The following is a 23,669-nucleotide window of genomic DNA, read 5'->3' on the forward strand; positions in this document are numbered from 1 at the left end:
CGGAGGCCCCGATGACGGAACAGACGCAGCGACCGCCAGAGACCACCTCACGGGCGGCGGCAGGCCCCCCGCGGTCCGGATCGCGTACCCGTCCGCTGAACGGGCAGCGCACCTGGCCCCGGTCCTTCGCCGACCGCCTGACCGCCCCGCTCCCCGGGGTGCGCGCCATGGCCAGGTTCGCCACGGAAGGCGCGGTGCGGCCGGGACCGGACGGCCTGCGGGACATCCCCGCCCTGCCGTTCGAACCCGGCCCGCTGCCCGAGGTGGACGCGCGGACCGTCGCGGTGACCTGGGCCGGCCACGCGAGCTGGATCCTGCGCGTCGGCGGGCTGACCGTCCTGACCGACCCCGTCTGGTCGCGCCGTATCCTCGGCACCCCGGTTCGGGTCACCCCCGTCGGTGTCCGCTGGGAGGACCTGCCGCCCGTCGACGCGGTGGTCATCAGCCACAACCACTTCGACCATCTGGACGCGCCCACCCTTCGGCGGCTGCCCCGGCACACACCGCTGTTCGTCCCGGCGGGCCTGGGGCGCTGGTTCAAGCGCCGCAGGTTCGCGCACGTCACCGAACTCGACTGGTGGGAGGGCGCGGAACTCGGCGGCGTACGGTTCGACTTCGTGCCGGCGCACCACTGGTCCAGGCGCACCCTGCTCGACACCTGCCGCTCACTGTGGGGCGGCTGGGTGCTCACCGACGGCGGAGGCCGGTCCGTCCACTTCGCGGGCGACACCGGCTACGGCCACTGGTTCGGGGAGATCGGCCGCCGGCACCCCGGCCTCGACGTCGCGCTGCTCCCCATCGGCGCGTACGCCCCGCGCTGGTGGCTCAGGGACGTGCACACCGACCCCGAGGAGGCGGTGCGTGCCTTCACCGACCTGGGGGCGAGGAACATGGCGCCGATGCACTGGGCGACGTTCGTGCTCTCGGCGGAGCCGGTGATGGAGCCGCTGCGACGGCTCCACACCGCGTGGGAGCGCACCGGACGTCCCCGCGAGGAACTGTGGGACCTGCCGGTCGGCGGGTCACGCGTGCTGGCCGCCTGAGCCGCCGAGCGCGCGGACCCTGCGCCACACGGCCGGTGCCCCGCTGATGAGCACGGTCAGTACGACCGCCGCGACGACGCCCTGCCACGGCTCGGCGAACAGCGAGCCGCCCAGGATGCCGATCAGCCCGTACGTCGCGGCCCAGGCCAGGCAGGCCGGGACGTCGCCGCGTACGAAGCGGCGCAGCGGCATCCTCGCCAGCAGACACGCCAGCATGACCGGGATGCGCCCGGCCGGCACCAGCCGGGAGAGCACCAGCACCGTCACTCCGTGCTCGTCGAGTCTGTGCTGCGCCTGGGCGAGCCGGTCCGGTGCGGCGCGTTCGCGCAGGGCGGCGAGCCAGCGGGAGCCGTTCCTGGACCTGACACCGCGCCGCCCCAGCCAGTAGAGGGCCACGTCGCCGGCGAACGCGGCCGCAGAGGAGACGAGGAAGACGAACAGCAACGCGAGCGGCGCCGTCTGATGGAAGGCCACCACGGCGGCGGAACTCACCACCGCGCCGGTCGGCACCACCGGCACCAGCGCCCCGAGGGCCACCAGCAGGAACAGCGACGGGTAGCCGACCGCCTGCTGGGTCGACTCCGGTGGGAGCTGCCGGACCAGCTCGGACAACTGGCCGAGCGCGTCGGCGGGCTGTGCCCTCACAGGGTGTCCTCCGGTCCGATCCGCTCGCAGTGCCCGAGCCGGTGCACCGTCACCTCGGGTGCCAGCCGGGCCGCCTTGCGCGCGAACTCGTCGCCGGGCGCGTAGAACTCGTGAGGCCGCACGCCGTCCATCCCGATCGGCCAGTACGTGCCGTAGTGCACGGGCACCGCGGCCCGCGGGGCGAGAGCGGCCGCCGCCTGCGCCGCGCGGCCCGCGTCCAGATGGCCGTGCCCCAGGAAGGGGCCCCAGCCGCCGACCGGCAGCAGCGCCATGTCGACGGGGCCGACCTCGTCGGCCATCGAGTCGAACAGCCCGGTGTCGCCCGCGAAATACGTGTGCGACTCGCCGCTGACGACGAAGCCGAGGGCCGGCGAGCGGTGCGGTCCGATCGGCAGCCGCCGTCCGTCGTGCTTCGCGGGCACGGCCCGTACGAGGAGCTCCCGTACCCGCACCCGGTCTCCCGGCACGACCTCTGTGATCCGCAGCCCGGCCGTGCGCGCCAGCCGGGCGAGACCGGGCACCGAACGCACGGCGCCGCGCGGCACGATCAGCTGTGTGCCGGGCGCGAGCCGGGCGAGGGACGCCAGGTGCAGATGGTCGGAGTGCAGGTGGGAGACGAGTACTGCATCGGCGACGGCGGCCTGCGCGGGCGGCAGTTCACCCCGGCGCCTGCGCAGATGGGCGAGCCGCCGCACGAACAGCGGGTCGGTCAGCACCCGCACCCCGGAGTCCTCGATCGTGCAGGTGGCATGACCCCACCAGGTGACCTCCACCGGCACGCGACGCCTCCTCGCTGTGGATCCCCGTACCGTACGAGCCTAAGGGCCGGCACACGGTCCCGGGCCTGACCGATCGGATCGATCGGGCGGACCCGGGTGCTGTGCCACGCTGGAGACCGGCTCACAGGTGAGGTGAGGGAAGCGTGGTCGAAGGCCGGTGGCGCAGGGCCGGCGGAGCTCTGGTGCGCGTGGCCGTCGTGTGGGCGGTGTCGACGCTGACGATGCTCGCGCTGGCCGGGCTGCTGCCGGACTTCCGGCTCCAGTCGGACGACGGCGACAGCGTCACACGGACCGGGATCACGGCGGCGTGGGGCGCGGGAGCGTTCGGACTGCTCACCGGCCTGGTCTGGCCGGTCGTCGTGCGTGCCCTGCTGCTCGTACCCGCGCTCGTACTGGGCCTGCTGGTGTTCTTTCTCAACGGTTCGCTGCTGCTCATCGCGCTGTGGCTCATTCCCGACGGACGCGGTACGGCCGACCCGGAGACGGCGGTGGTGGTCGCCGCCGTGATGTCCGCGGTCGCCTCCGCCACGTCCACCGCGCTCGCCGTCCGCGACGACAACGCCTACCGGCGCAGGCTCTCCCGGCTGGCCCACCGCCGCGGCGGGGTGGCCGGTGACGGGACGGGTACGCCGGGAACGGTCTTCCTGCAGCTCGACGGCGTCGGCCACCGGGTGCTGCGCGACGCCGCCGACCGCGGGGTGATGCCGACCGTCGCCGGCTGGACCGGCGCCACGCACCGGCTCACGCCCTGGCGGACCGACTGGTCGAGCCAGACCGGCGCGAGTCAGCTCGGCATCCTGCACGGTTCCAACCACGACGTGCCGGCGTTCCGCTGGTACGAGAAGGACACCCGCCGGATCGTGGTCAGCAACCGCCCGGCGAGCGCCGCCCGGCTGCAGCGGCGGGCCGTCGAGTACACCGGTGACGGCGGACTGCTGACCGTCGACGGCGCGAGCCGGGGCAACCTGTTCAGCGGCGGGGCGGACCAGCTGGCTCTGGTGCTGTCGATGGCAGCGAGGCGCGGCAGGGCCAACCGCTCCCGGGCGGGCTATTTCGCGTACTTCTCCGATCCCGCCAACGCCGTCCGCACCGCACTGTCGTTCGTCGCGGAGGTGTGCCGCGAGATCGGCCAGTCGACCCGTGCCAGGCTCCGCGGGGACACGCCGCGCGTCGGCCGCGGCGGCCTGTACCCGTTCATCCGGGCCTTCGCGACGGTCGTGGAGCGGGACGTGGTGGTCGCCGCGGTGCTGGGGGACATGCTCGCCGGTCGCCGGACCGTGTACGCGGACCTGGTCGCGTACGACGAGGTGGCGCACCACTCGGGGCCGCACAGCGCGGACGCGCAGGCGGTGCTGGAGCGCCTGGACCGTTCGATCGCGCTGATCGCCAAGGTCGCGGAGCACGCGCCCCGCACCTACCGGATCGTGCTGCTCTCCGACCACGGCCAGAGCCCGGGCGACACCTTCGAGGGGGCGTACGGGCTCACGCTGAAGGACCTGGTGCGCGCGGGATGCGGTCTGCCGGTGTCGCGGCGGGCGGAGCGGTCCAGGAGCGGCGCCGAGGCTCGTGACGCGGCGCGCGACGCGCTGCGGACGGCGCTGCACCGGCCGCCGGCCGGAGACGGCGAGGAGGAGCGCCCGGTGCCGGGCTCCGACCCGATCGTGCTGGCTTCCGGGAACCTCGCCCTGATCTCGTTCCCCGACGTGCCGTACCGCATGAGCCGCGAGGAGATCCGGCGCCGGCACCCGGCGCTGCTCGGCACGCTCGCCAACCACCCCGGTATCGGCTTCCTGCTGGTGCGCAGTGAGGAGCACGGCTCCGTGGTGCTCGGCGCCGACGGGGCGGAGCTGCCCGTCGACGCCCTGAAGGACGACGACGGACCGCTGGCCGGCTTCGGTCCCGGCGCGGCCGACGCGGTGCGCCGCACCGACTCGTTCCCGCACGTCGCCGACATCATGGTCAACTCGATGTACGACCCGACGACGGGTGTGGTGCACGCCTTCGAGGAGCAGATCGGCTCGCACGGCGGCCTCGGCGGGGAGCAGTCGCAGGCGTTCCTGCTCTCACCGTTCGAACTGTCGCCGCCGGTCGCCTTCGGCGACGAGCTGATCGGCGCGGAACGGGTGCATCAGGTGCTGCGACGGTGGCTGCGGGAGGGCGAGGGGCCGCAGGTGCCGATCGGGCCGGTGGACGTTTCCCGGCCCGAAGGCGAAACGGAAGAAGAAATTCCGGTTGACGGGGGTGCCGTGCCGGACAAAAACATGTGATTTTGTACCGCTTCCGCCGTGCCGGAACATGTCCCGGTCCCCCACATCGCCACGCACGCGGAAGAGGCAGCACACCCCATGACCACGCAACAGGAACAGAGCAGGCATGCCCGCAGTTTCGGGCTGCCGATCGCGACAGCTCTGGTCATGGGCAACATCATCGGCGGGGGCATCTTCCTGCTCCCCGCGTCGGTCGCCCCCTTCGGCACGATCAGCCTCGTCGCGTTCGCGGTGCTCACCGTCGGGGCGATCGCCCTCGCGCTGGTCTTCGGCCGGCTCGCGCAGAGGCACCCGAAGACCGGAGGGCCCTACGTCTACGCCCGCGAGGCGTTCGGCGACTTCGCCGGCTTCCTCGCCGCCTGGTCGTACTGGATCACCACCTGGGTCTCCAACGCGGCCCTCGCCGTCGCCGCCGTCGGCTACCTGGACGTGCTGATACCGGTCCACGACTCCAAGACGGCCACCATCACCGCCGCGCTGGTCCTGCAGTGGCTGCCCGCGCTCGCCAACCTGGCCGGCACCCGTTACGTCGGTGCCGTACAGCTCGTCTCCACCGTGCTCAAGTTCGTACCACTGCTGCTCGTCGCCGTCGGCGGGCTCTTCTTCTTCGACACCGCCAATCTCGGACCCTTCCACGCCGGTGACCAGAGCATGACGGGCGCGGTCTCCGCGTCGGCCGCGATCCTGCTCTTCAGCTACCTCGGCGTCGAGTCCGCGGCCGTGAGCGCCGGCGAGGTCCGCGACCCCGCGCGCAACGTCGGCCGGGCCACCGTCCTCGGCACCTCCGCGGCGGCGGGCCTCTACCTCCTGTGCACGCTCGCCGTCTTCGGCACCGTCGCCCACGACGACCTGGTCGGCTCCACGGCCCCGTTCAGCGACGCGGTCGACTCGATGTTCGGCGGCGCCTGGGGCGGTACGGCCGTGGCCTGCGCGGCCCTGGTCTCCATGGTCGGCGCGCTGAACGGCTGGACACTGCTCAGCGCGCAGACCCCCTACGCGGCGGCGAAGGACGGACTGTTCCCCCAGGTGTTCGCCACCAAGCGGCGCGGTGTGCCCACCGTGGGCGTGCTCGTGACCGTCGTCCTCGCCTCACTGCTGACCGTCTACAACTACACGGCCGGCACCCAGCGGGTCTTCGAGATCCTCGTCCTCGTCACGACCTTCACCGCCACCGTGCCGTATCTGCTCGCCACCGCCGCGCAGATCTATTACCTGCTGTCCGGGCAGGCGCACCGTGTGCACCGCGGTCGCCTCGTACGCGACGCGGTCCTCGCCTTCGCCGCCTTCGCGTTCTCCATGTGGCTGGTCGCGGGCTCCGGCTACGCCGCGGTGTACCAGGGCGTGCTCTTCCTCTTCGCCGGTGTCCTGGTGTACGCCTGGATGTCGGCCAGAAGGACCAGGGCCGCCTAGGACAGGGAGAGCGGAACGTGCGCGCGGTGGTTTTCGACGATTTCGGCAAGCGGCCCGAGGTACGCGAGGTCCCGGACCCCCGGCCGTCGCGGGACGGCGTCGTCGTCCGGGTCGAGGCGACCGGCCTGTGCCGCAGCGACTGGCACGGCTGGATGGGCCACGACTCCGGCATCACCACGCCGCACGTCCCCGGCCACGAACTCGCGGGCGTCGTCCACGAGGTGGGCGCGGACGTGACCCGCTGGAACCCCGGCGACCGCGTCACCGTGCCGTTCATCTGCGCCTGCGGGCGCTGCGCCGCCTGCGTCCGGGGCGCACAGCAGGTGTGCGAACGCCAGGAGCAGCCCGGCTTCACCCACTGGGGCTCCTTCGCCGAGTACGTCCCCCTGCGCCATGCCGACACCAACCTCGTGGCCCTGCCGGACGCCATGCGGTTCACCACCGCCGCCGGACTCGGCTGCCGCTTCGCCACCGCCTTCCGTGCCGTCGTCGGCCAGGGACGGGTGCGGCCGGGGGAGTGGGTCGCCGTGCACGGCTGCGGGGGAGTGGGCCTCTCCGCGGTGATGATCGCCGCCGCCTGCGGGGCACGGGTCGTCGCCGTGGACGTGTCACCAGGCGCGCTGGAGCTCGCCCGCGCCTTCGGCGCGGAGGTCTGCCTGGACGCCTCTGCGCTCGGCGACGGCGAGGGCGAGGGCGAGGGCAGGGCCGGGGTCGGGGTCGGGGCAACCGTGCGCGATGCGACCGACGGCGGCGCCCACCTCTCGCTGGACGCCCTGGGAGCGCCCGTGACGTGCGCCAACTCCGTGCGGAGTCTGCGCCGGCAGGGCCGCCACGTACAGGTCGGGCTGCTTCCCGCCGGGGCCCATCTGCCGATGGACCGGGTCGTCGCACTCGAACTGGAGATCCTCGGCAGCCACGGCATGGCCGCACACGCCTACCCGGAGATGATGGCCATGGTCGCGTCCGGGATGCTGCGGCCGGATCTGCTGGTCACGAAGGAGATCGGCCTGGACGACGTGCCGGACGCCCTGATGGCGCTCGGCACCGCACCGGGCACCGGGGTCACCGTGATCACCCCGGGCGCCTGACGGTCATTACGTCAGGCGTAATCGACGGCCCGCGGGCCACGCGGCAGTCTGTGCGTACCGGGCCCCGGGCGGCGCACTCCGTCCGGGTTCCGGGTCCACGACCGGCCCGCCCCTCGACGGAGGTTGATCCGCCATGTCCACGACGCTACTCGCAGGAATCTCCCGCACCACCGAGCCGCAGACCATGCTGCGCCGCTTCCTCGCGGCCGACGCCGTCGTCACCGGAGCCAACGGCCTGGCGTACGCCGCGGTGTCGGGACCGCTGGGCCGGCTGCTCGGCATCGACAGCACGCTTCTGGTCGGCCTCGGCGTGTTCCTCGTCGTCTACGCGCTGGCCGTCGGCCTTCTCGCCGGCCGTGCCCGGCCCCCGCGGGCCGGTGTCACGCTCGTCGTCGACATCAACATCGCCTGGTCCCTCGTCAGCGTCGCCGCGCCGGTGCTGTGGCTCGACCCGACCGCCGTCGGCGCGGTCTGGACGGTCCTGCAGGCACTGACCGTCGCCGGCTTCGCCGCCCTGCAGTGGTCGGCCCTGCGCTCCGTCACTACGGCATGAGGGACTGCAGGTACTTCACCGTCGCCGGGTCGGCCGGGAGGAGCGTCTCGATGGCCATCTCGGCGACGGTCACGTCCATGGGCGTGTTGAAGGTCGAGATCGACGACACGAAGGACAGCGTCCGGCCCGCGTGCTCGATCCTCAGCGGCAGGGCGAAGTACGGGTACGGGGCTCCGTCCGCCGCCACGCTCCCGTCGTCGACCGCGTTGTGCGGCAGCGGGTAGGCGGCGACCTCGTCGTACAGCCTGCGCAGCGCCTCGGAACGGGCCAGCGCGATCTGCCGTTCCATCTGCTCCAGCAGATGGCCCCGCCACTCCCGCAGATTGCGGATCCGGGGGGCGAGGCCCTCGGGGTGCAGGGTGATCCGCATGGCGTTCAGCGGCGGCTCGAGCAGATGCTCGGGCAGCCCGTCGAGCAGCATCGCGAGGCCGCGGTTGGCGGCGAGCACGTGATAGGTGCCGTCGACGACGAGGGCCGGATAGGGCTCATAGCCCTGCAGCAGCCGCTCCATGCCCTCGCGCAGGCCGTCCATCGCCGGGTCGTCCAGCGGGGTCTCGGCATACCGGGGCGCGTAACCCGCCGCCAGCAGCAGGGAGTTGCGTTCCCTCACCGGGACGTCGAGATGGTCGGCGAGCCGCAGGACCATGTCCTCGCTGGGGCGCGATCGGCCCGTCTCGACAAAGCTGATGTGGCGGGCGGAGGAGCCGGCCCGCAGGGACAGTTCGAGCTGGCTGATCCGCCGCCGCTCGCGCCACTCGCGCAGCAGTGGCCCAACCCCGTTACCGAACGCGACAGTTGTCATAGCCAGACCGTAATACGGCCCCGTGCGCTCCAGTTCCCGCCCCGGCCCGGCCGTCACCCTCTCGCATTGCCCAGCAGTGCCGCCAGCGCCCGGTCGATGTCCAGGGCGGCCGCCTCGTTGCCGGCCGGCACGGTCGCGTAGGACCGGACGAGGAACCGGCGCAGGCTCGCCGTGTCGAGCTGGAGCAGCGCGACCCCCTCCGGGGACCGCAGCTCGACCATGGTCTGCACACGCCCGCAGGGCCAGATGTGCACGTCGCCGTCGCCGGACGGCGAGCGCAGACCGGCGTCGAGGAGGCCGCGGGCGAAGGTCCAGGTCACGCCGGTGTCGTTCAGGCAGGCCTCCGGGGGGAACGCCATGCGGACGGCGAACGGGTCGGTGTCGCTGTAGAGCAGGACGACCGGCACGGCCATGGAGTGGGGCGAATCGCTGATGAGGCGCGCCCGTACGGATTGCTCGATGGTCGATGACATCGCTCGCTCCTCTGCTGCTGTGCGGTTCCGCTCCTCGTGCACGTACGTCGGCGGGGCAGGCAGAGGCCTGCACGAGCGACGCCGATGGCGCGTGTGACCTGCATCACCAAGACTGAAACGATTGCGCCAGGATGGCTAGAGTTTTGCGCCCACACATATGCGCGCAAATGGGATGCGGGCCTGGTTACGGATGGGTAGCGGCGAAGCGGGTGCGCGCACGGCGGCCGCGCGCGACGCACTGGGAGTGTGCGTGTCGGCCACGGAGGGTGCCCCGGCCGGACGGGGGTTTCCGGCCGGGGCGGTCAAGGGGTGTGGGCGCGGATGACGGTCGCCTCTCGGCGGAGCGCTCCCACGGGGCTTCAGTCGGACGATCTCTCCTGAGGGCGAAATATGCGGCTCAGGGGTGCCGTCCCATCCACGACCACGTATAGATGAACGATAAACCATCGTTGGGGGTTCCGCGGAATCCCCGGTGCCCGCTGTGACACGCGTTACTCCGGGTCACGGGCCCCGGAGGCGCGGTGTCCGCCCGTGCGGACTACTGACCGCCCCGCACGACCACTGAGCCCAGCACCGACGGCAGGGGATACCAGTCGGCCGACACCACGCTCGCGTGCCTGCCCGCCAGTAGCGAGACCCGATCACGGGCCTGCTGCTCCGTCGGGTTCGTCCCGTCGATCGCCGGCGCGACGCCGTGCGCGTCGGTCATGACGACGAGGTAGTGGTTCCGGTCGTACCAGGCGGTGTCGATCGAGCCGCTCGCGTAGGCCCCCGCGTCGCCGTCGAACACGACGAACCAGGGCCTGATCGAGGCGTCCGCGTACCGGCCGCGCGGGTCACCGGCCGCCGCGTGGTGCACCGCCGGGAACGCTCCCGCCTCGCCGAGACGGCCCGCCGCCCCGAGGTCGCGCAGATGCGTCGCGTACTCCCGGTCGGTCCACAGGGAATCGAACGGGTTGTCCTCCTCGACCGTGCCCGGTATCAGCTCGACCACGAACTTCCCCGCCAGCGCCGACCGGGCCGGCCAGCCGTCCGCCCGTACGGCCGTGTCCAGGTCCCCATGGCCACCGGCCAGGTCCGCCGGACGGTACAGGGCGTCGCCGAGCCGCGCGGTCAGCAGTGCGTCCAGCCCCGCCGGACCGCGGCCGCGGGCCCCCTGGAAGCCGTCCTTGAGCTCCATCTTGATCAGGATCGGCCGGTGGCCGGGATGCGCGTCGTGCCAGGCCCGCATGTCGGCCAGACAGCCCGCGAGATCCTGGTCGCGCGCCTTGGCGCGCAGCTCGGCGGCGCTCGCGGCGTTCACGCAGTTGTTGTCGTTCCCCAGCGGATTGCTGTGCGAGACCCGCCACGACCTGCCGAAGGCGTTGGTCCACACGTCGATCTCGAGCATGCCCGCGCCCGAGTCGAGCGCGTCCGCGAAGTACGGGTACTTCGACTTCTCGTAGGCGTTGTGGACGCCCACCCCGGTCGTGGCGGAGTAGGGCAGCTGCCCCGTGTCCGCCCCGGTGGTGGACGCCCGCGCCGGAGCGAGTGCGACACAGAGCAGTCCGGCTGCGACGATCGCCGTCGCGGCGGCGCGTGAAAACCTGCCCATGGGGGCCCCTGTCTTGGCGTCGGGTGGTCAAGTCGACGGAAGATTAGGAAAGTTGAATGAACCGTGGGAAGACTGCACCCGGCCGTTGCGAACCGGCGGTACACGCGGGAAACGCCGCCGGCAGGCGGCCCCTCACGACCTGGGCCGGGGTGCGCGGGCCGCCCGGCCGGGGCACGATGGCCGCATGCTGCTCGCCCGAGTCGCCGAAGTGTCCCGCGAGGTGGCCGCCACCTCGGCCCGCTCGCGGAAGATCGCCGCGCTGGCGGAACTGTTCGCGGAGGCCTGGGCCGAGGACGTGGCCCTCGTCATCTCCTACCTCGCCGGACGCGTGCCCCAGGGCCGCATCGGAATCGGCTGGAGCCTGCTGAGGGAACCCGTACCGCCCGCCGACACACCCGCCCTCACCGTCGGTGAGACCGACGCCGCGCTCACGGCCCTCGCCGCGGTCTCGGGCCCCGGCTCCCAGGCCGAACGCCGCGACCGGCTGCACCGGCTGATGTCCGCCGCCACCGCGCCGGAGCAGCAGTTCCTGCTGCGGCTCCTCACCGGCGAGGTGCGCCAGGGAGCCCTGGACGCCGTCGCGCTGGAAGCCGTCGCGAAGGCCGCGGGCGCGCCCGCCGCGGATGTACGCCGCGCCGTCATGCTCGAGGGCTCGTTGCCGCGCGTCGCGGCGGCGCTCCTCGCGGCGGGTCCGGCAGCGCTCGAACAGTTCGGGCTGCGTGTCGGCAGCCCGGTGCAGCCGATGCTCGCCCACACCGCCAAGTCCGTGACCGAAGCCGTCCGGGCGCTCGGCGTCGCCTGCGTCGTCGAGGAGAAGCTCGACGGCATCCGCGTGCAGGTGCACCGCGCCGGAACCGATGTCCGGATCTACACCAGGTCCCTCGCCGACATCACCGACCGGCTGCCGGAAGTCGCCCAGCGGACACGGGAGATGGCCGGCGACCGGTTCATCCTCGACGGCGAGGTCATCGCGATGGCCGCCGACGGCAGACCCGTCCCGTTCCAGGACATCGCCTCGCGCGTCGGATCCCGCCTCGACGTCGATGCGGCCGGAGCCGCTCTGCCCCTGTACCCCGTGTACTTCGACGTCCTCGCCGCCGACGGGGAACCCGTCCTCGACCGGCCCGGCCACGAACGGCACGCGATCCTCGCCCGGCTCGTGCCCGAGCCGACCAGGGTACGGCGCGCCGTGGTCGACGACCCGTCCTCGCCCGAACAGGTGGCCGCCGCGGAGGAGTTCTTCACCGCGACCCTGGAACGCGGCCACGAGGGCGTCCTGGTCAAAGCACTGGAGGCGCCGTACAGCGCGGGGCGCCGCGGCCGCTCATGGCTGAAGGTCAAACCCGTGCACACCCTCGACCTCGTGGTACTGGCCGTCGAATGGGGACACGGCCGGCGCACCGGACTGCTCTCCAACCTCCACCTCGGCGCCCGCGCGGACGACGGCGGTTTCGTGATGCTCGGCAAGACCTTCAAGGGACTCACCGACGAGATGCTGCGCCGGCAGACCGACATGCTTCAAGAGCTCGCCGTCGACGACGACGGCTTCACGGTGCGGGTCCGGCCGGAACTCGTCGTGGAGATCGCCTACGACGGGCTCCAGCGCTCCAGCCGTTACCCGGCCGGTGTCGCTCTGCGCTTCGCGCGGGTGCTGCGCCACCGGCCGGACAAGTCCGCCGCGGAGGCCGACACCATCGAGCAGGTACTGGCCGCCGCCGGACGCTGACCCCGCGCGGCCGGTGCCGCTCAGCGCAGGCCCAGCACCTTGTCCGCGAAGGCCGACAGGTTCTCCGTCAGCCGGACGATCCGGTCCTCGGGCGTGAGGTTCTCCTCGGGGCGACCGTGCCGCAGCTTCGGCTGCCGCATGCCCCGGACGTACAGCGAGCAGGCCAGATCCGCGCACAGGTACGTGCCGACCGTGTTGCCCTCCCGGCCCGCCGAACCCGCCAGCGGGGCGGCGAACAGCTTCACCCCGGAGGAGGCGTGCGCGGTGAGACACACCTGGCACATGCTCGACTTCACGGCACTGGTCCGCCCGACGGACGGGACCCGCAGGGTGATGCCGACCGGACCGTCCTCCCGCGGCAGCACCAGATGCGCCTTGAGCGGGGCTCCCGGATCGACCCAGCCGAGGAAGTCCAGGTCCTCCCAGGGAAGGTCGGCGAAGTCGGCGGGCAGGCGCATGCGTGTGGCGTCGCCCTTCGAGCAGTTCACGAAGCACGCGCGGATCTGTTTGTCGGTCAGTGGTTCCACTTGGTGGAACGTACACAGCGCCACCCGGTGCAGGCACCCGATTTAAGGGCATCGGTTCTATGGTGTCCCCGTCCGCCGCCCCCTCCCCGGAAGGATCGACCATGCCCACAGAGCCGCTGTCGCAGAAGGAGATCGAGGACCGGCTCCGGGAGCTTCCCGGCTGGTCCCTCGAGGGCGACAGGATCGCCCGCTCCTACCGCCTCGACTCGCATTTCGCGGCGACCGCGATGGTCGTGCACATCGCCCAGGTCCAGGAGGAACTGAACCACCACTCCGAGCTGACCCTCGGCTACAACACGGTCGCCCTGACCGTTCAGTCCCACGACGTGAACGCCCTCACGGAAAGGGACTTCCGGCTGGCCGAGCGCGTCGAGCAGCTCGCTGCCGGGCACGGGGCGGGCTGACCGGGCCCGCACGGCTCGGGCATGCTCCGCACATGCTCGACCATGTGCCGCCGGGCCCGGTCGCGGGCGCCGCCCGCAACGTGGCGCCCGCATCGTCGAGGCCGGCCCGCCCGTGGACTGCCCCCTGACGGCTTCTCAGCCCCGACCGGCTGGTCGTACAACCCTTCGGCAGCAGCGGAAGTCGAAAGGGATACATGCCCAGTTGGGGGGGAACTCGTCTTGCGTACTGCTTTGTCACGTCGACAGCTCTCGGTGTCGGTGGGGATCGCGCTCGCCGCCCTTGCGGCCTCGCCGCTCACCGCCCCGGCCGCGTCCGCCGCCCCGGCCGCGTCCGCCGTCCCGGCCGCAGCGGCACCTGCCGCCGTGGCCCGGCCCGCCGCGTCCGACCCGCCGGTCCCGGTGCCCTTCCTGGCCTCGGGGGGCGAGCTCCTCGGCGCGGGAGCCACCGGCTTCCTGTCCCGGGACAACGACGGCACGAGTCGCTGGAGCCGGCACGCGGACGGGGTCTCCACGGTCATCGGGACGGGCGAATACGAGCAGGTCCACGGCTCCGGACCCGGCTCGGACATCGTGGTGGTCGCGAGGAACGCGGCCCAGCGTCCCTACACCGAGTCGGTGAAGCTCTACGACATGGCGACCGGCGCCGCACCTGTCACCGTGGATCTGCTCGCGACGCCCGAGACCTACGGCTATGTGTCGGGCGCCGTGGGTTCGACGCTCCTGGTGTGGAGCGACGGCGGTGCCACGCTCAAGCTGGTCGACGTGGACGGAGGGAAGGCTTCCGTCCGCAAGGTGGTCAGTGACACCACCGCGACCTACGGCTGGCAGAAGTCCCAAAACCTGCCGGATGCCGCCCTCGCGGGCCTCGGCTCCCACGACCTCGAGGCACTGGGGGTCGTCGACCTCGCCACCGCCCGGGTCGTCGAGAGCTACCAGAGGGCTGCCGGCGCCCCTTCCCATCCGTCGTACTCGTTCCTCTCCGCGAACCGTGTCGCGTGGACGGAGGCGACGGACGGCGTGACCGTGCTCGCCACGGCGGTACGCGGCCAGGCAGAGGTCACGCGGACCCCGCTCGGCCCCGACGGCCAGGCGCAGCTCGTCGGCGGTCTGCTGGGCGACTGGTTCGCCTTCGGAGCCACGACGGGCAACGCCACCCCCTGGCACGAGTTCACGGCCCGCTCGCTCACGGACGGGACGAGCGTCAAGCTTCTCGACCACGCCAAGAGCGTGACCACGGGCACCGACGGGAACCTCCTCGTCCTCGGCGTCACCGCCGCCCACGGCGAAGGCGTCTACCGGGTCGCGATCGGCGCGGACGGCAGGCCGGCCGCCGAGCTGATCGCGTCCACCGGCGAGCCCGCCGACGGCGTCACCCCCATCTCGTACGTGAGCAGCGGCACTCCGGCCGTCGTCAACCTCGACGGTGTCGCGCGGACCCCGCTGACGTGGAAGTTCTCCACGACCGAGACGGACCTGTGGGCCGAACTCACGAGCACGGCGACGGGGGAGACGTTCCGCCGGCTCGTCCACCCCTCGGCCGAGCCCGGCGGCACCGGAACCTACCCGGACGGCCACATCGGCCTCGACTGGGCCGCCGAGGTCGGGGAGCAGGAAGCCAAGGCCGCCCCCAACGGCGCCTACGAGTGGAAGGTGACCGCCACGCCGTGGAACGGGATGCCCTCCGCCACCGCCACCGGCACCTTCACGGTGGCCCGCACCCCCAAGGCGCACGACGACTCCGACAACGGCTCGCCCGACCTCTTCGCACGGGACGCGAACGGCTACCTCGACCGGATCGACACGCGCTGGGACGACGCGTCGGGGCAGCTCGTCCCCCTGGACGTCAACATCACCGGTCAGCGGGGCTGGGACACCTACGATCTCATCGAGTCCGTCGGCGACTTCGCGGGCTCGAACGCGGCCGACACGATCGCCCGCGACAAGAACGGTGACCTGTGGCTCCACCAGGGCACGGGAGACCCGAGCCGGCCGCCGTTCGAGTCGCGCGTGAAGATCGGCTTCCGCTGGGAGGTCTACCCGCAGATCACGGGCGGCAGCGACCTGACCGGCGACGGCCGGCCGGACCTGGTCGCCGTCGACAAGGCCGGTGACCTGTACCTGTACAAGGGCACGGGCGTCGTCACCACTCCCTACGAGGCCCGCAGGAAGATCGGCTGGGGCTGGGACGTCTACGACCGGCTCACCGCCACCGGCAACATCGCGGGCCTGCCCGCCGGTGACCTCGTCGCCCGTGACGAGGAAGGCGCCCTCTGGCTCTACCTCGGCTACGGCGACGGCACCTACGCGCCCCGCGTCAAGGTCGGCGCGGGCTGGAACGTGTACGCCGACCTCGTCGGCATCGACGACGGCAACAAGGACGGCCGCCCCGACCTGTACGTCCGGACGTCGTCGAACACCGCGTACTTCTACGCGGGTACGGGCGACTGGCGGGCCCCGTTCAAGCCCCGCGTCTCCACCCGGGCAGGCGTCGGGACCGGCACGGTGTCGTACAACCACGTCTCCTGACCATGACCGGCCGGCTCCCGAACGGGGTCCGGCCGGGGGCCGCAGTGGGCGGCCCGGTGGCCGGGGAGGTCTGTGCGGTCCGCGTGTTCCGGGTGGTCATCAGCGGTCTCCGGTGGTGCCGTCGGGAAGCGAATCGGCGAGATAGGCGTCGAGATCGGGCCGCTCACCGGCGAGCATGTGGCGCACCCACGCCTCGCGCTCGTGCCGAATCGGCGGCAGCTCCCACACGCAGCCGATCCATGACCGCTCCAGGCGCACGAAGTGCGACGGGTCGCGGTCAAGGCACCCGAGCACGGGCTGCCCGGCCGCCGCCCCGCCGAAGTGCAGCACGTTGTCCCACACCCAGCTGTACGCGTTGAGGTAGGCGCCGTCGTCTCCTCCCCTGTGGAGGACGACGAACGTCGCAGGCGGCGTGCCGTCCGGCTCCGGCAGCAGCTCGGGCAGGATCGCGTACGCCGCCTTCTCGACGTCCGGCGCGATGCCGGCCGGGTCGGCCGTGACGTGGTAGCGCTTGACCCACCGACCGCCCAGCTCGACGGACGGCAGCGACCACAGGTACTTCTCCTTGAAAGCCATGCGTGCACGCTAGGACCGCTTCACTGACATCCTGTGTCAGTGAAAGCCGGCCGACTCGTCTCGATCCTGCTGCTCCTGCAGACGCGGGGGCGGATGACCGCCGCACAGCTCGCGGAGGAGCTCGAGGTCTCGGTACGCACCGTCTACCGCGACGTCGAGGCGCTGCATTCCGCGGGTGTGCCGCTCTACGGGGACGCGGGCCACGCCGGCGGGTACCAACTGCTCGCCGGCTACCGCACCCGGCTGACGGGACTGTCGGCCGGAGAGGCGGAGGCGCTGTTCCTCTCCGGCGTCCCGGGACCCGCCGCCGAACTCGGACTGGGCTCCGCCCTCGCCGCCGCGCAGCTCAAACTGCGCGCCGCGCTCCCCGAGCGCCTGCGCGACCAGGCGGACCGGATGCGCTCGCGCTTCCACCTGGACGCGCCGGGCTGGTACGCCGCCGCTGATGAGGTCCCGCATCTGACCGCTGTCGCGGACGCGGTGTGGCACAGCAGGGTGCTCGAGATCCGCTACCGCCGCTGGAAGGAGCCGACCGATGTCGACCGGCGCCTGGAGCCGTACGGTCTGGTGCTCAAGGCGGGCCGCTGGTACGTGGTCGCCGGGCCCGGCCCACGGACGTTCCGTGTCGACCAGATCCTGGAACTGACGGCCGCGCCGGAGGAGTTCGAGGCGCCGGAGGACTTCGACCTCGCCGCCTACTGGAAGGAATACCAGGCCGACTTCCACGCCCGGCTGCACCGGGAGGAGGCGCTGGTGCGGCTCTCGCCGGTCGCCGTGGCACGGCTCACCGGACGGGCCGCCGCCGCACTCGCCGAGACCGGATCGCCGGAGGCCGACGGCTGGACGCGCGCCGTACTGCCGATCGAGTCGCGGGAACGCGCGTACGCCGAGTTCCTCGCGCTGGGGGACGAGGCGGAGGTGCTGGGACCGCCCGCCCTCCGTGCCCGCATCGCGGCCACCGTCCGTGCGCTGGCCGCCCGTTACACCGACACGCCGGAGGAAGCCGACGCGATGGAAGAAGGCGCCGCCACCGCCGCCCCGGAGGCCGCAGGGGACCCGGAGGCGTGACTCCCGCAGGTGTACGGCCGCGCCGCATACGCGTCCGTCTACGCTGGTGGTCATGGACGCTCTCGCCGGACTACTGGACGGGCCGCGGGCCAGGGGGGCTTTTCTGCTGCGCATGGTGATGGAGCCGCCGTGGTCCGTGCACATCGACGACGAGGCCCCGCTCTGCCTGATGTGCGTGACCGCCGGGGAGTCGTGGATCGTCCCGGTCTCCGGGGACGCGCTGCTGCTGCGTCCCGGTGACGTGGCCGTGGCACGCGGCCCGCAGCCGTACACCGTGGCCCACGAACCCGGCGCGGAGCCGCAGGCCCGGATCGGCCCCGGCGGCACCTGCCACACCCTCCAGGGCGAACCGCTCGCCCGGTCCATGCGGCTCGGCGTACGGACCTGGGGCAACGCGCCGGACGGTTCGACGTCCATGCTCATCGGGACGTACCAGATGAAGGGCGAGGTGAGCGGCCGGCTGCTGGACGCGCTGCCGCCCCTGCTGCATCTGTCGGCCGACGTCTGGAACCACCCGCTCATGACCGTGCTCGACGAGGAGATCGCGCGCGTGGACCCCGGCCAGAGCGTCGTGCTCGACCGGGTGCTGGACCTGCTGCTGATCGCCGTGCTGCGTACGTGGTTCTCCCGGCCGGACGCCGAGGCCCCCGCCTGGTACCTGGCCATGGGCGACCCGGTCGTGGGGCAGGCTCTGCGGCTGATCCAGGACGGTCCGGCCCGCCCTTGGACCGTCGCGTCGCTCGCCGCCGAGTGCGGTGTCTCCAGGGCGGCGCTCGCCCGGCGCTTCAACGACCTGGTCGGCGAACCGCCCATGGCCTACCTCACCGGCTGGCGGCTCGCGCTCGCCGCCGACCTGCTGCGCGAGAGCGACGCGACGGTCGACACGGTGGCCAGGAAGGTGGGCTACAGCGGCTCGTTCGCCCTGAGCGCCGCTTTCAAGCGGGTGAGGGGTGTCAGTCCGCAGGAGCACCGAACGGGTGGCGCTTTGCCGGAACGGCAACGAGATTCGCCATGACGACGGCCGTCGCGCCACTCTGACGCCATGAGCCATCACCACGACTCCACCCACATCGACTGGAACGAGCAGGCGCAACTGCTCGAGCACGGCGCGGAGGTGCAGAACCCCGTCCACCGGCAGACGGCGGACTGGCTGTGCGAACTGGTGCCCGTCGGCGGCGTCCGCCGCATCCTCGACATCGGAAGCGGCCCCGGCGTGATCAGCGGGGTGCTCGCAGAGGCCTTCCCGTACGCCGAGGTCGTCGCCGTGGACGCCACCGCGCCGCTGCTGGAGCGGGCCGAGGCCCGCGCGGCCCGTCACGGCTGGTCCGACCGCCTGCACACCCGGCGTGTGGACCTGCCGGACGGGATCGAGGGCCTGGGCGAGGCGGACCTCATCTGGGCGTCCGGATTCGTGCACCACCTCGGCGACCAGCGGGCAGCGGTCGGCTCGCTGGCCGGACTGCTGCGGCCCGGCGGCGTGCTCGCCCTCCTCGAGGGCGGTCTGCCGTCGCGGCACCTGCCGCGCGACATCGGGATCGGCAGGCCCGGTCTGGAAAGCAGGATCGGCGCGGCCGTCGACGAGTGGTTCACGCGGATGCGCACCGAACTGCCGGACGCCAAGGACGAGGTCGAGGACTGGCGCGCGCTGCTGGCCGACTCGGGACTCACCCCGAGCGGCACGCGCTCCTTCCTCCTCGACATCCCCGCGCCCGCGCCGATGGCGGTGCGCGAGCAACTGGTGCACGTCTTCGCCTGGCAGCGCCGGCTGGTCGAGGGCCTGCTGCCGGACGAGGACCTCGCGGTGATCGACCGGCTGCTGGACCCCGAGGACTCGGAGAGCCTGCTGAGGCGCTCCGACGCGTACTTCCTGACCGCGCGCACCGTGTACACGGCCCGCAAGGGCTGAACCGGGCGGGCGCCGACGGGGCCGGGCGCCCGGCCCCGTCAGTTGCCCGGCGTGTCAGGGGCGACGGGCTCCAACTGCCACCACTGGCCGGGGGAGTCGGTGTCCTCCCACTGCCGCACGTTCGCCCCGTCGGCGGCGGAGGCGTCGGCCACCTCGAGCAGCAGTCCGCTGATGAAGCTCACGACCGTCACCGTCCCCGGTGACTCGAGATGACGCTCGACGATCCACTCCTGGGCGCCGAAGTTGTTGGCCTTCCACTGCTGGACGTTGGCGCCGTTCTCCGTCGAGGCGCCCGCCACGTCGAGACGCTTGCCGCTGCCCGCGTTGACGAAGTGGTACAGGCCGTTGCCGTTGGGCACGGGGTCGATGCGCCACTGCTGTGCGGGCGCGCCCGTCTCCTTGCCCTGCTGGACGTTGACGCCGCTGCCCCTGCCCCCGCCGTACACCTCCAGCAGCAGTCCGCTGCCGATGTTCCGCACCAGATAGAGACCTGGCTCAAGTGGCCCGTTCAACTGTCCCCGCCTCCCGCCCGCCTTCGGGTGATGACCGCGATCATCGTCGCACCCGCCACTGACAACGGGTGCCGGCCAGGGGCACCCCGGCACGGGAACGGGGCCGCCCGAACGGCGCGGGCGCCGGGACGCGTTCGGCGTCCCGGCGCCCGCGCCGTGCTCCGGGTGTCTCCCGGTGCCGTCGGTTCAGGAGTTGACGTTCGCCGGGTCCGGGCCGAGCCGCTTGTTCTCGTCCAGTGCCGCGAGGGCGGCCATGTCGTCGGTGTCGAGTTCGAAGTCGAACACGTCGATGTTCTCCCGGATGCGTGACGGCGTCACGGACTTGGGGATCACCACGTTGCCCACCTGGAGGTGCCAGCGCAGCACCACCTGGGCCGGCGTGCGGCCGTGCTTGTGGGCGACCGCGACAACCGCCGGCGCCTGGAGCAGGTCCTTGCCCTGTCCGAGCGGGGACCAGGCCTCCGTGGCGATGCCGTGCTTCGCGTGGAACTCCCGGAGCCCGGTCTGCTGGAGCTGCGGATGCAGTTCGACCTGGTTCACGGCGGGGACGACCGAGGTCTCGCCGATCAGGCGCTCGAGGTGCTCGGGCTTGAAGTTCGAGACGCCGATGGACTTGGCGCGCCCGTCGGCGAGGATCTTCTCCAGGGCGCGGTACGTGTCCACGTACATGTCCTTGGCGGGCATCGGCCAGTGGATCAGGTACAGGTCGACGTAGTCGAGGCCGAGCTTGCCGAGGGACGTGTCGAACGCGCGCAGGGCATTGTCGTGACCCTGGTCGGAGTTCCACACCTTTGTGGTGACGAACAGCTCTTCGCGGGGGATCCCGGAGCCGGCGACGGCCTTCCCGGTGCCCGCTTCGTTCCCGTAGATGGCAGCGGTGTCGATGCTGCGGTAACCGGCATCGAGGGCCGTGGCGACCGTCTGCTCCGCCTCGTCGTCGGGCACCTGCCAGACACCGAAGCCGAGCTGCGGCATCGCGACGCCGTTGTGGAGGGTGGTGAAGGGGACCTTGCTCACGAGCGGTCGATCCTTACGTCGTCGGTTGTGTACTCCCATCTTCAACGATCATCCGGATGGACGCATTCCCGTCGGGATTCCGTTTCAGCTTTCTGAACGACGCGCACCCACATGAACTTTCGGCGGCGTGCGGACCTTTGAGCTGAAGGTGATGCGACGGATCCCGGCCGGGGATCGAGACTTCCCTCGCCGACCGGGTGCGCGGGGCCCCGTCCCCCGTCCCCCGCCCCCCGTCCGGCTCGAGGGCGGCCCGGGGCCGGGCCGGTCAGGCGTCGATGATCACGGGAATGATCAGCGGCTTGCGGCGGTAGGTGCGGAACGCCCAGTTCGCGACCGCGCGGGCGATGAGCTGTTCGAGCTGGTGCGCGTCGCCGACGCCTTCCTCCGCGGCCTTGGCCAGGGTCTTCTCGATCACCGGGACGACGGGCTCGAACGTGGTCTCGTCGTGGACGAATCCACGGGCCAGGAAGTCGGGCGCCTCCGCGAGCGCTCCCGTGTCGGCGTCCACGATGGCGACCACCGTCACCACGCCCTCTTCCGCGAGGGTGACACGGTCCTTCAGGGACGCCTCTGTGGCACCGCCGACCGTCATGCCGTCGACGTAGACGTTGCCCGCGGGCACCTTGCCGGTGATCGAGGCGCGGCCGTCGACCAGGTCGACGACGACACCGTCCTCGGCGATCACCACACGGTCCGGGTCCACGCCGGTACGGATCGCCAGGTCGGCGTTGGCCCGCAGATGCTTCCACTCCCCGTGCACGGGCATGACGTTGCGGGGCTTGACGATGTTGTAGCAGTAGACGAGTTCGCCGGCACTGGCGTGCCCGGAGACGTGCACCTTGGCGTTGCCCTTGTGGACGACGTTCGCGCCCCACCTGGTCAGCCCGTTGATGACGCGGTAGATCGCGCTCTCGTTGCCGGGGATCAGGGAACTGGCGAGCAGCACCGTGTCGCCCTTGCCGATCCGGATCATGTGGTCGCGGTTGGCCATCCGGGACAGCGCGGCCATCGGCTCGCCCTGCGAACCCGTGCACACCAGGGTGATCTGATGGTCCGGCAGCTTCTCCAGTTCCTTCATGCCGACCACGAGACCCGACGGCACCTTGAGATAGCCGAGTTCGCGGGCGATGCCCATGTTGCGGACCATCGACCGGCCCACGAAGGCGACCTTCCGCCCGTGCTCGTGGGCGGCGTCGAGCACCTGCTGGATGCGGTGCACATGACTCGCGAAGCTGGAGACGATGACCCGCTTCGGAGAGGTGCGCAGGACCTGCTCGATCGCGGGGTTCAGTTCGCGTTCGGAGGTGGTGAAGCCGGGGACCTCGGCGTTCGTGGAGTCGGTGAGGAACAGGTCCACACCCTCCTCGCCGAGCCGGGCGAAGGCGCGCAGGTCGGTGATGCGGTCGTCCAGCGGGAACTGGTCCATCTTGAAGTCGCCGGTGTGCAGCACCATGCCGGCACCGGTGCGGATGGCGACCGCGAGGCCGTCCGGGATGGAGTGGTTGACGGCGACGAACTCGCAGTCGAACGGGCCGAATCCCCGCCGGTCGCCCTCGCGGACCCGCACCGTCCGGGGCTTGATGTTGTGCTCCTTGAGCTTGGCCTCCAAAAAGGCCAGCGTCAGCTTCGAGCCGACGACCGGAATGTCCCTGCGCTCACGCAGCAGATAGGGCACGCCGCCGATGTGGTCCTCGTGCCCGTGGGTCAGGACGATGGCCGCGATGTCGTCCAGGCGGTCCCTGATCGAGGTGAAGTCGGGAAGGATCACGTCCACCCCGGGCTGTGTCTCCTCGGGGAACAGCACACCGCAGTCGACGATCAGCAGCTTGCCCGCGTGCTCGAACACCGTCATGTTGCGGCCGATCTCGCCCAGTCCTCCCAGGGCGACGACCCTCAGTCCTCCTGCGGGCAGCGGAGGGGCGGCTTTCAATTCGGGATGCGGATGACTCATACCCGGACGCTACCGGAGGGCCCGCCGGATGTGATCCACTGCGCGTCCTGCCGGGCGGTCACCGCACTGTACGGCGTAAGCGCATGCCGGATGCCGCCCGGCCCGCCGCGCGGACAAGGCGGGGGTGCGGGGATCCGGTGGAACATGCCCGATCGCGAGCCGTGCGCGTCTCGCCGGGGGCAGTGCCCCCTGGACGCGGTGGGCGGTGCGGCCGCTCGACCCGGCCGGTTCGCAGTGCCCCTGGACGCGGTGCGGCGGGCGATGCCCCCATCGGCGCGGCAGGCGGAGCGCCCTTCGACGACCCCGGCCCGCCGGGCACGGCCACAGCACACCCCACGCCCGTGCGAGACCGGTCGTCGCAGCCTTTCCCGCGCGCGTCCGTCAGTCGCCGAGCCTGCGGCGCAGCGTGGCGGCGAAGTCCTCGGCCGCCGTCAGCTGGGCGCGCAGCTTCTCGCAGCGGGCCTCGGCCACCTTGCGGTACGAGTCGAGTCGCTCACGCAGGCGGTCCTTCTCGTCGGCGGGCACCGACGCGTCGGCAGCGGCGATCCTGTCGGTGATCTCCAGCAGGTCCCGCATCTCCTCCAGGGAGAAGTCCAGCGGCTTCATGCGGCGGATGACCATCAGCCGCTCGACGTCCGCTTCGGTGTAGAGACGGAATCCGCCCTTGCTGCGGGCGGAAGGCGCCACGAGGCCGACCTCTTCGTAGTGACGAATGGTGCGCAACGACAAACCGGTTCGCTCGGCGACCTCGCCGATCTGCATCTGCCGCTCTGTCATCGTCACGCCTTCTCCTCCTGCGTCG

General features: G+C 72.0%; 22 protein-coding genes. 11 read left to right on the top strand and 11 right to left on the bottom strand.

Translation table 11 applies throughout. The features are described from left to right. Positions 1 to 11 precede the first annotated feature (11 nt). Positions 12 to 1,043 carry an MBL fold metallo-hydrolase gene (locus ACFYV1_RS04105; RefSeq protein ID WP_389393771.1) on the top strand — a complete coding sequence of 344 codons (1,032 nt, stop codon included), beginning with the start codon at positions 12 to 14 and terminating at the stop codon, positions 1,041 to 1,043. Here the strand turns inward: ACFYV1_RS04105 and ACFYV1_RS04110 are convergent. Next, a complete protein-coding gene (locus ACFYV1_RS04110) occupies positions 1,023 to 1,688 on the bottom strand; it encodes a DedA family protein (protein WP_389393772.1) in 666 nt (221 codons plus the stop codon). The two genes, ACFYV1_RS04105 and ACFYV1_RS04110, sit on opposite strands and share 21 nt — an antisense overlap. Next, positions 1,685 to 2,467 carry an MBL fold metallo-hydrolase gene (locus ACFYV1_RS04115; RefSeq protein WP_389393773.1) on the bottom strand — a complete coding sequence of 261 codons (783 nt, stop codon included), beginning with the start codon at positions 2,465 to 2,467 and terminating at the stop codon, positions 1,685 to 1,687. The genes ACFYV1_RS04110 and ACFYV1_RS04115 overlap by 4 nt, the downstream gene beginning before the upstream one ends. 143 nt (positions 2,468 to 2,610) lie before the next feature. On the opposite strand from ACFYV1_RS04115, the gene ACFYV1_RS04120 reads away from it, so the two are divergent. The 4 genes from ACFYV1_RS04120 to ACFYV1_RS04135 all read left to right on the top strand — a co-directional run bounded on the left by ACFYV1_RS04120 (position 2,611) and on the right by ACFYV1_RS04135 (position 7,785). Next, entirely contained in the window at positions 2,611 to 4,734 is a 2,124-nt protein-coding gene (locus ACFYV1_RS04120; RefSeq protein ID WP_389393774.1) for a phage holin family protein, read from the top strand. 78 nt (positions 4,735 to 4,812) lie between these two features. Continuing rightward, the gene (locus tag ACFYV1_RS04125) at positions 4,813 to 6,144 is read left to right on the top strand and encodes an amino acid permease (RefSeq protein WP_389393775.1); all 1,332 of its coding nucleotides are present in this window, start codon (positions 4,813 to 4,815) and stop codon (positions 6,142 to 6,144) included. A gap of 17 nt (positions 6,145 to 6,161) precedes the next feature. After that, the gene (locus ACFYV1_RS04130) at positions 6,162 to 7,232 is read left to right on the top strand and encodes a zinc-dependent alcohol dehydrogenase family protein (RefSeq protein WP_389393776.1); all 1,071 of its coding nucleotides are present in this window, start codon (positions 6,162 to 6,164) and stop codon (positions 7,230 to 7,232) included. Positions 7,233 to 7,365: 133 nt separating this feature from the next. Next, positions 7,366 to 7,785 carry a hypothetical protein gene (locus ACFYV1_RS04135; protein ID WP_389393777.1) on the top strand — a complete coding sequence of 140 codons (420 nt, stop codon included), beginning with the start codon at positions 7,366 to 7,368 and terminating at the stop codon, positions 7,783 to 7,785. Here the strand turns inward: ACFYV1_RS04135 and ACFYV1_RS04140 are convergent. The 3 genes from ACFYV1_RS04140 to ACFYV1_RS04150 form a co-directional block, all read right to left on the bottom strand. Continuing rightward, the gene (locus tag ACFYV1_RS04140) at positions 7,775 to 8,587 is read right to left on the bottom strand and encodes a helix-turn-helix domain-containing protein (RefSeq protein ID WP_389393778.1); all 813 of its coding nucleotides are present in this window, start codon (positions 8,585 to 8,587) and stop codon (positions 7,775 to 7,777) included. The two genes, ACFYV1_RS04135 and ACFYV1_RS04140, sit on opposite strands and share 11 nt — an antisense overlap. Positions 8,588 to 8,640: 53 nt before the next feature. Beyond that, the gene (locus ACFYV1_RS04145) at positions 8,641 to 9,060 is read right to left on the bottom strand and encodes an SsgA family sporulation/cell division regulator (protein ID WP_389393779.1); all 420 of its coding nucleotides are present in this window, start codon (positions 9,058 to 9,060) and stop codon (positions 8,641 to 8,643) included. 538 nt (positions 9,061 to 9,598) lie between these two features. Further along, positions 9,599 to 10,654, bottom strand: a complete 1,056-nt coding sequence (locus ACFYV1_RS04150) for a phosphatidylinositol-specific phospholipase C domain-containing protein (RefSeq protein ID WP_389393780.1) — start codon at positions 10,652 to 10,654, stop codon at positions 9,599 to 9,601. Positions 10,655 to 10,838: 184 nt separating this feature from the next. Between ACFYV1_RS04150 and ACFYV1_RS04155 the strand changes: the two genes are divergently transcribed. Continuing rightward, the gene (locus tag ACFYV1_RS04155) at positions 10,839 to 12,380 is read left to right on the top strand and encodes an ATP-dependent DNA ligase (protein ID WP_389393781.1); all 1,542 of its coding nucleotides are present in this window, start codon (positions 10,839 to 10,841) and stop codon (positions 12,378 to 12,380) included. A 20-nt stretch (positions 12,381 to 12,400) separates the two neighbouring features. On the opposite strand, the gene ACFYV1_RS04160 is transcribed toward ACFYV1_RS04155, so the two are convergent. Beyond that, positions 12,401 to 12,907 (bottom strand): FBP domain-containing protein, encoded by a 507-nt coding sequence (locus ACFYV1_RS04160; RefSeq protein ID WP_389393782.1) that lies wholly within the window; start codon positions 12,905 to 12,907, stop codon positions 12,401 to 12,403. Positions 12,908 to 13,008: 101 nt separating this feature from the next. Here ACFYV1_RS04160 and ACFYV1_RS04165 point away from each other — a divergent pair, with 101 nt between their 5' ends. Further along, positions 13,009 to 13,311 carry a 4a-hydroxytetrahydrobiopterin dehydratase gene (locus ACFYV1_RS04165; protein WP_389393783.1) on the top strand — a complete coding sequence of 101 codons (303 nt, stop codon included), beginning with the start codon at positions 13,009 to 13,011 and terminating at the stop codon, positions 13,309 to 13,311. A gap of 231 nt (positions 13,312 to 13,542) precedes the next feature. Continuing rightward, the gene (locus ACFYV1_RS04170; RefSeq protein WP_389393784.1) at positions 13,543 to 15,837 is read left to right on the top strand and encodes a hypothetical protein; all 2,295 of its coding nucleotides are present in this window, start codon (positions 13,543 to 13,545) and stop codon (positions 15,835 to 15,837) included. Between the two features lie 99 nt (positions 15,838 to 15,936). Here the strand turns inward: ACFYV1_RS04170 and ACFYV1_RS04175 are convergent, their stop codons facing one another. Then, the gene (locus tag ACFYV1_RS04175; RefSeq protein WP_389393785.1) at positions 15,937 to 16,413 is read right to left on the bottom strand and encodes a hypothetical protein; all 477 of its coding nucleotides are present in this window, start codon (positions 16,411 to 16,413) and stop codon (positions 15,937 to 15,939) included. Between the two features lie 39 nt (positions 16,414 to 16,452). Here ACFYV1_RS04175 and ACFYV1_RS04180 point away from each other — a divergent pair, with 39 nt between their 5' ends. Genes ACFYV1_RS04180 through ACFYV1_RS04190 form a run of 3 tightly spaced genes read left to right on the top strand, consistent with a single transcriptional unit; the run spans position 16,453 to position 19,387 of the window. Then, on the top strand, positions 16,453 to 17,481 hold the full coding sequence (locus ACFYV1_RS04180) for a helix-turn-helix transcriptional regulator (protein WP_389393786.1): 1,029 nt from the start codon (positions 16,453 to 16,455) through the stop codon (positions 17,479 to 17,481). A gap of 52 nt (positions 17,482 to 17,533) precedes the next feature. Continuing rightward, positions 17,534 to 18,496, top strand: coding sequence for an AraC family transcriptional regulator (locus ACFYV1_RS04185; protein WP_389393787.1), 963 nt, complete (start codon positions 17,534 to 17,536; stop codon positions 18,494 to 18,496). 27 nt (positions 18,497 to 18,523) lie between these two features. Beyond that, positions 18,524 to 19,387 (top strand): class I SAM-dependent methyltransferase, encoded by an 864-nt coding sequence (locus ACFYV1_RS04190; RefSeq protein WP_389393788.1) that lies wholly within the window; start codon positions 18,524 to 18,526, stop codon positions 19,385 to 19,387. Positions 19,388 to 19,425: 38 nt separating this feature from the next. Here the strand turns inward: ACFYV1_RS04190 and ACFYV1_RS04195 are convergent, their stop codons facing one another. From ACFYV1_RS04195 to ACFYV1_RS04210, 4 genes are all read right to left on the bottom strand, one after another. Continuing rightward, a complete protein-coding gene (locus ACFYV1_RS04195; protein WP_389393789.1) occupies positions 19,426 to 19,899 on the bottom strand; it encodes an RICIN domain-containing protein in 474 nt (157 codons plus the stop codon). A gap of 186 nt (positions 19,900 to 20,085) precedes the next feature. Next, positions 20,086 to 20,916, bottom strand: coding sequence for an aldo/keto reductase (locus ACFYV1_RS04200; RefSeq protein ID WP_389393790.1), 831 nt, complete (start codon positions 20,914 to 20,916; stop codon positions 20,086 to 20,088). Positions 20,917 to 21,181: 265 nt separating this feature from the next. Next, positions 21,182 to 22,867, bottom strand: coding sequence for a ribonuclease J (locus tag ACFYV1_RS04205; RefSeq protein WP_389393791.1), 1,686 nt, complete (start codon positions 22,865 to 22,867; stop codon positions 21,182 to 21,184). 381 nt (positions 22,868 to 23,248) lie between these two features. After that, on the bottom strand, positions 23,249 to 23,644 hold the full coding sequence (locus tag ACFYV1_RS04210) for a MerR family transcriptional regulator (protein ID WP_389394568.1): 396 nt from the start codon (positions 23,642 to 23,644) through the stop codon (positions 23,249 to 23,251). Positions 23,645 to 23,669: the final 25 nt, after the last annotated feature.

Source organism: Streptomyces sp. NPDC003023 (genome assembly GCF_042888225.1).
Taxonomy (GTDB): domain Bacteria; phylum Actinomycetota; class Actinomycetes; order Streptomycetales; family Streptomycetaceae; genus Streptomyces.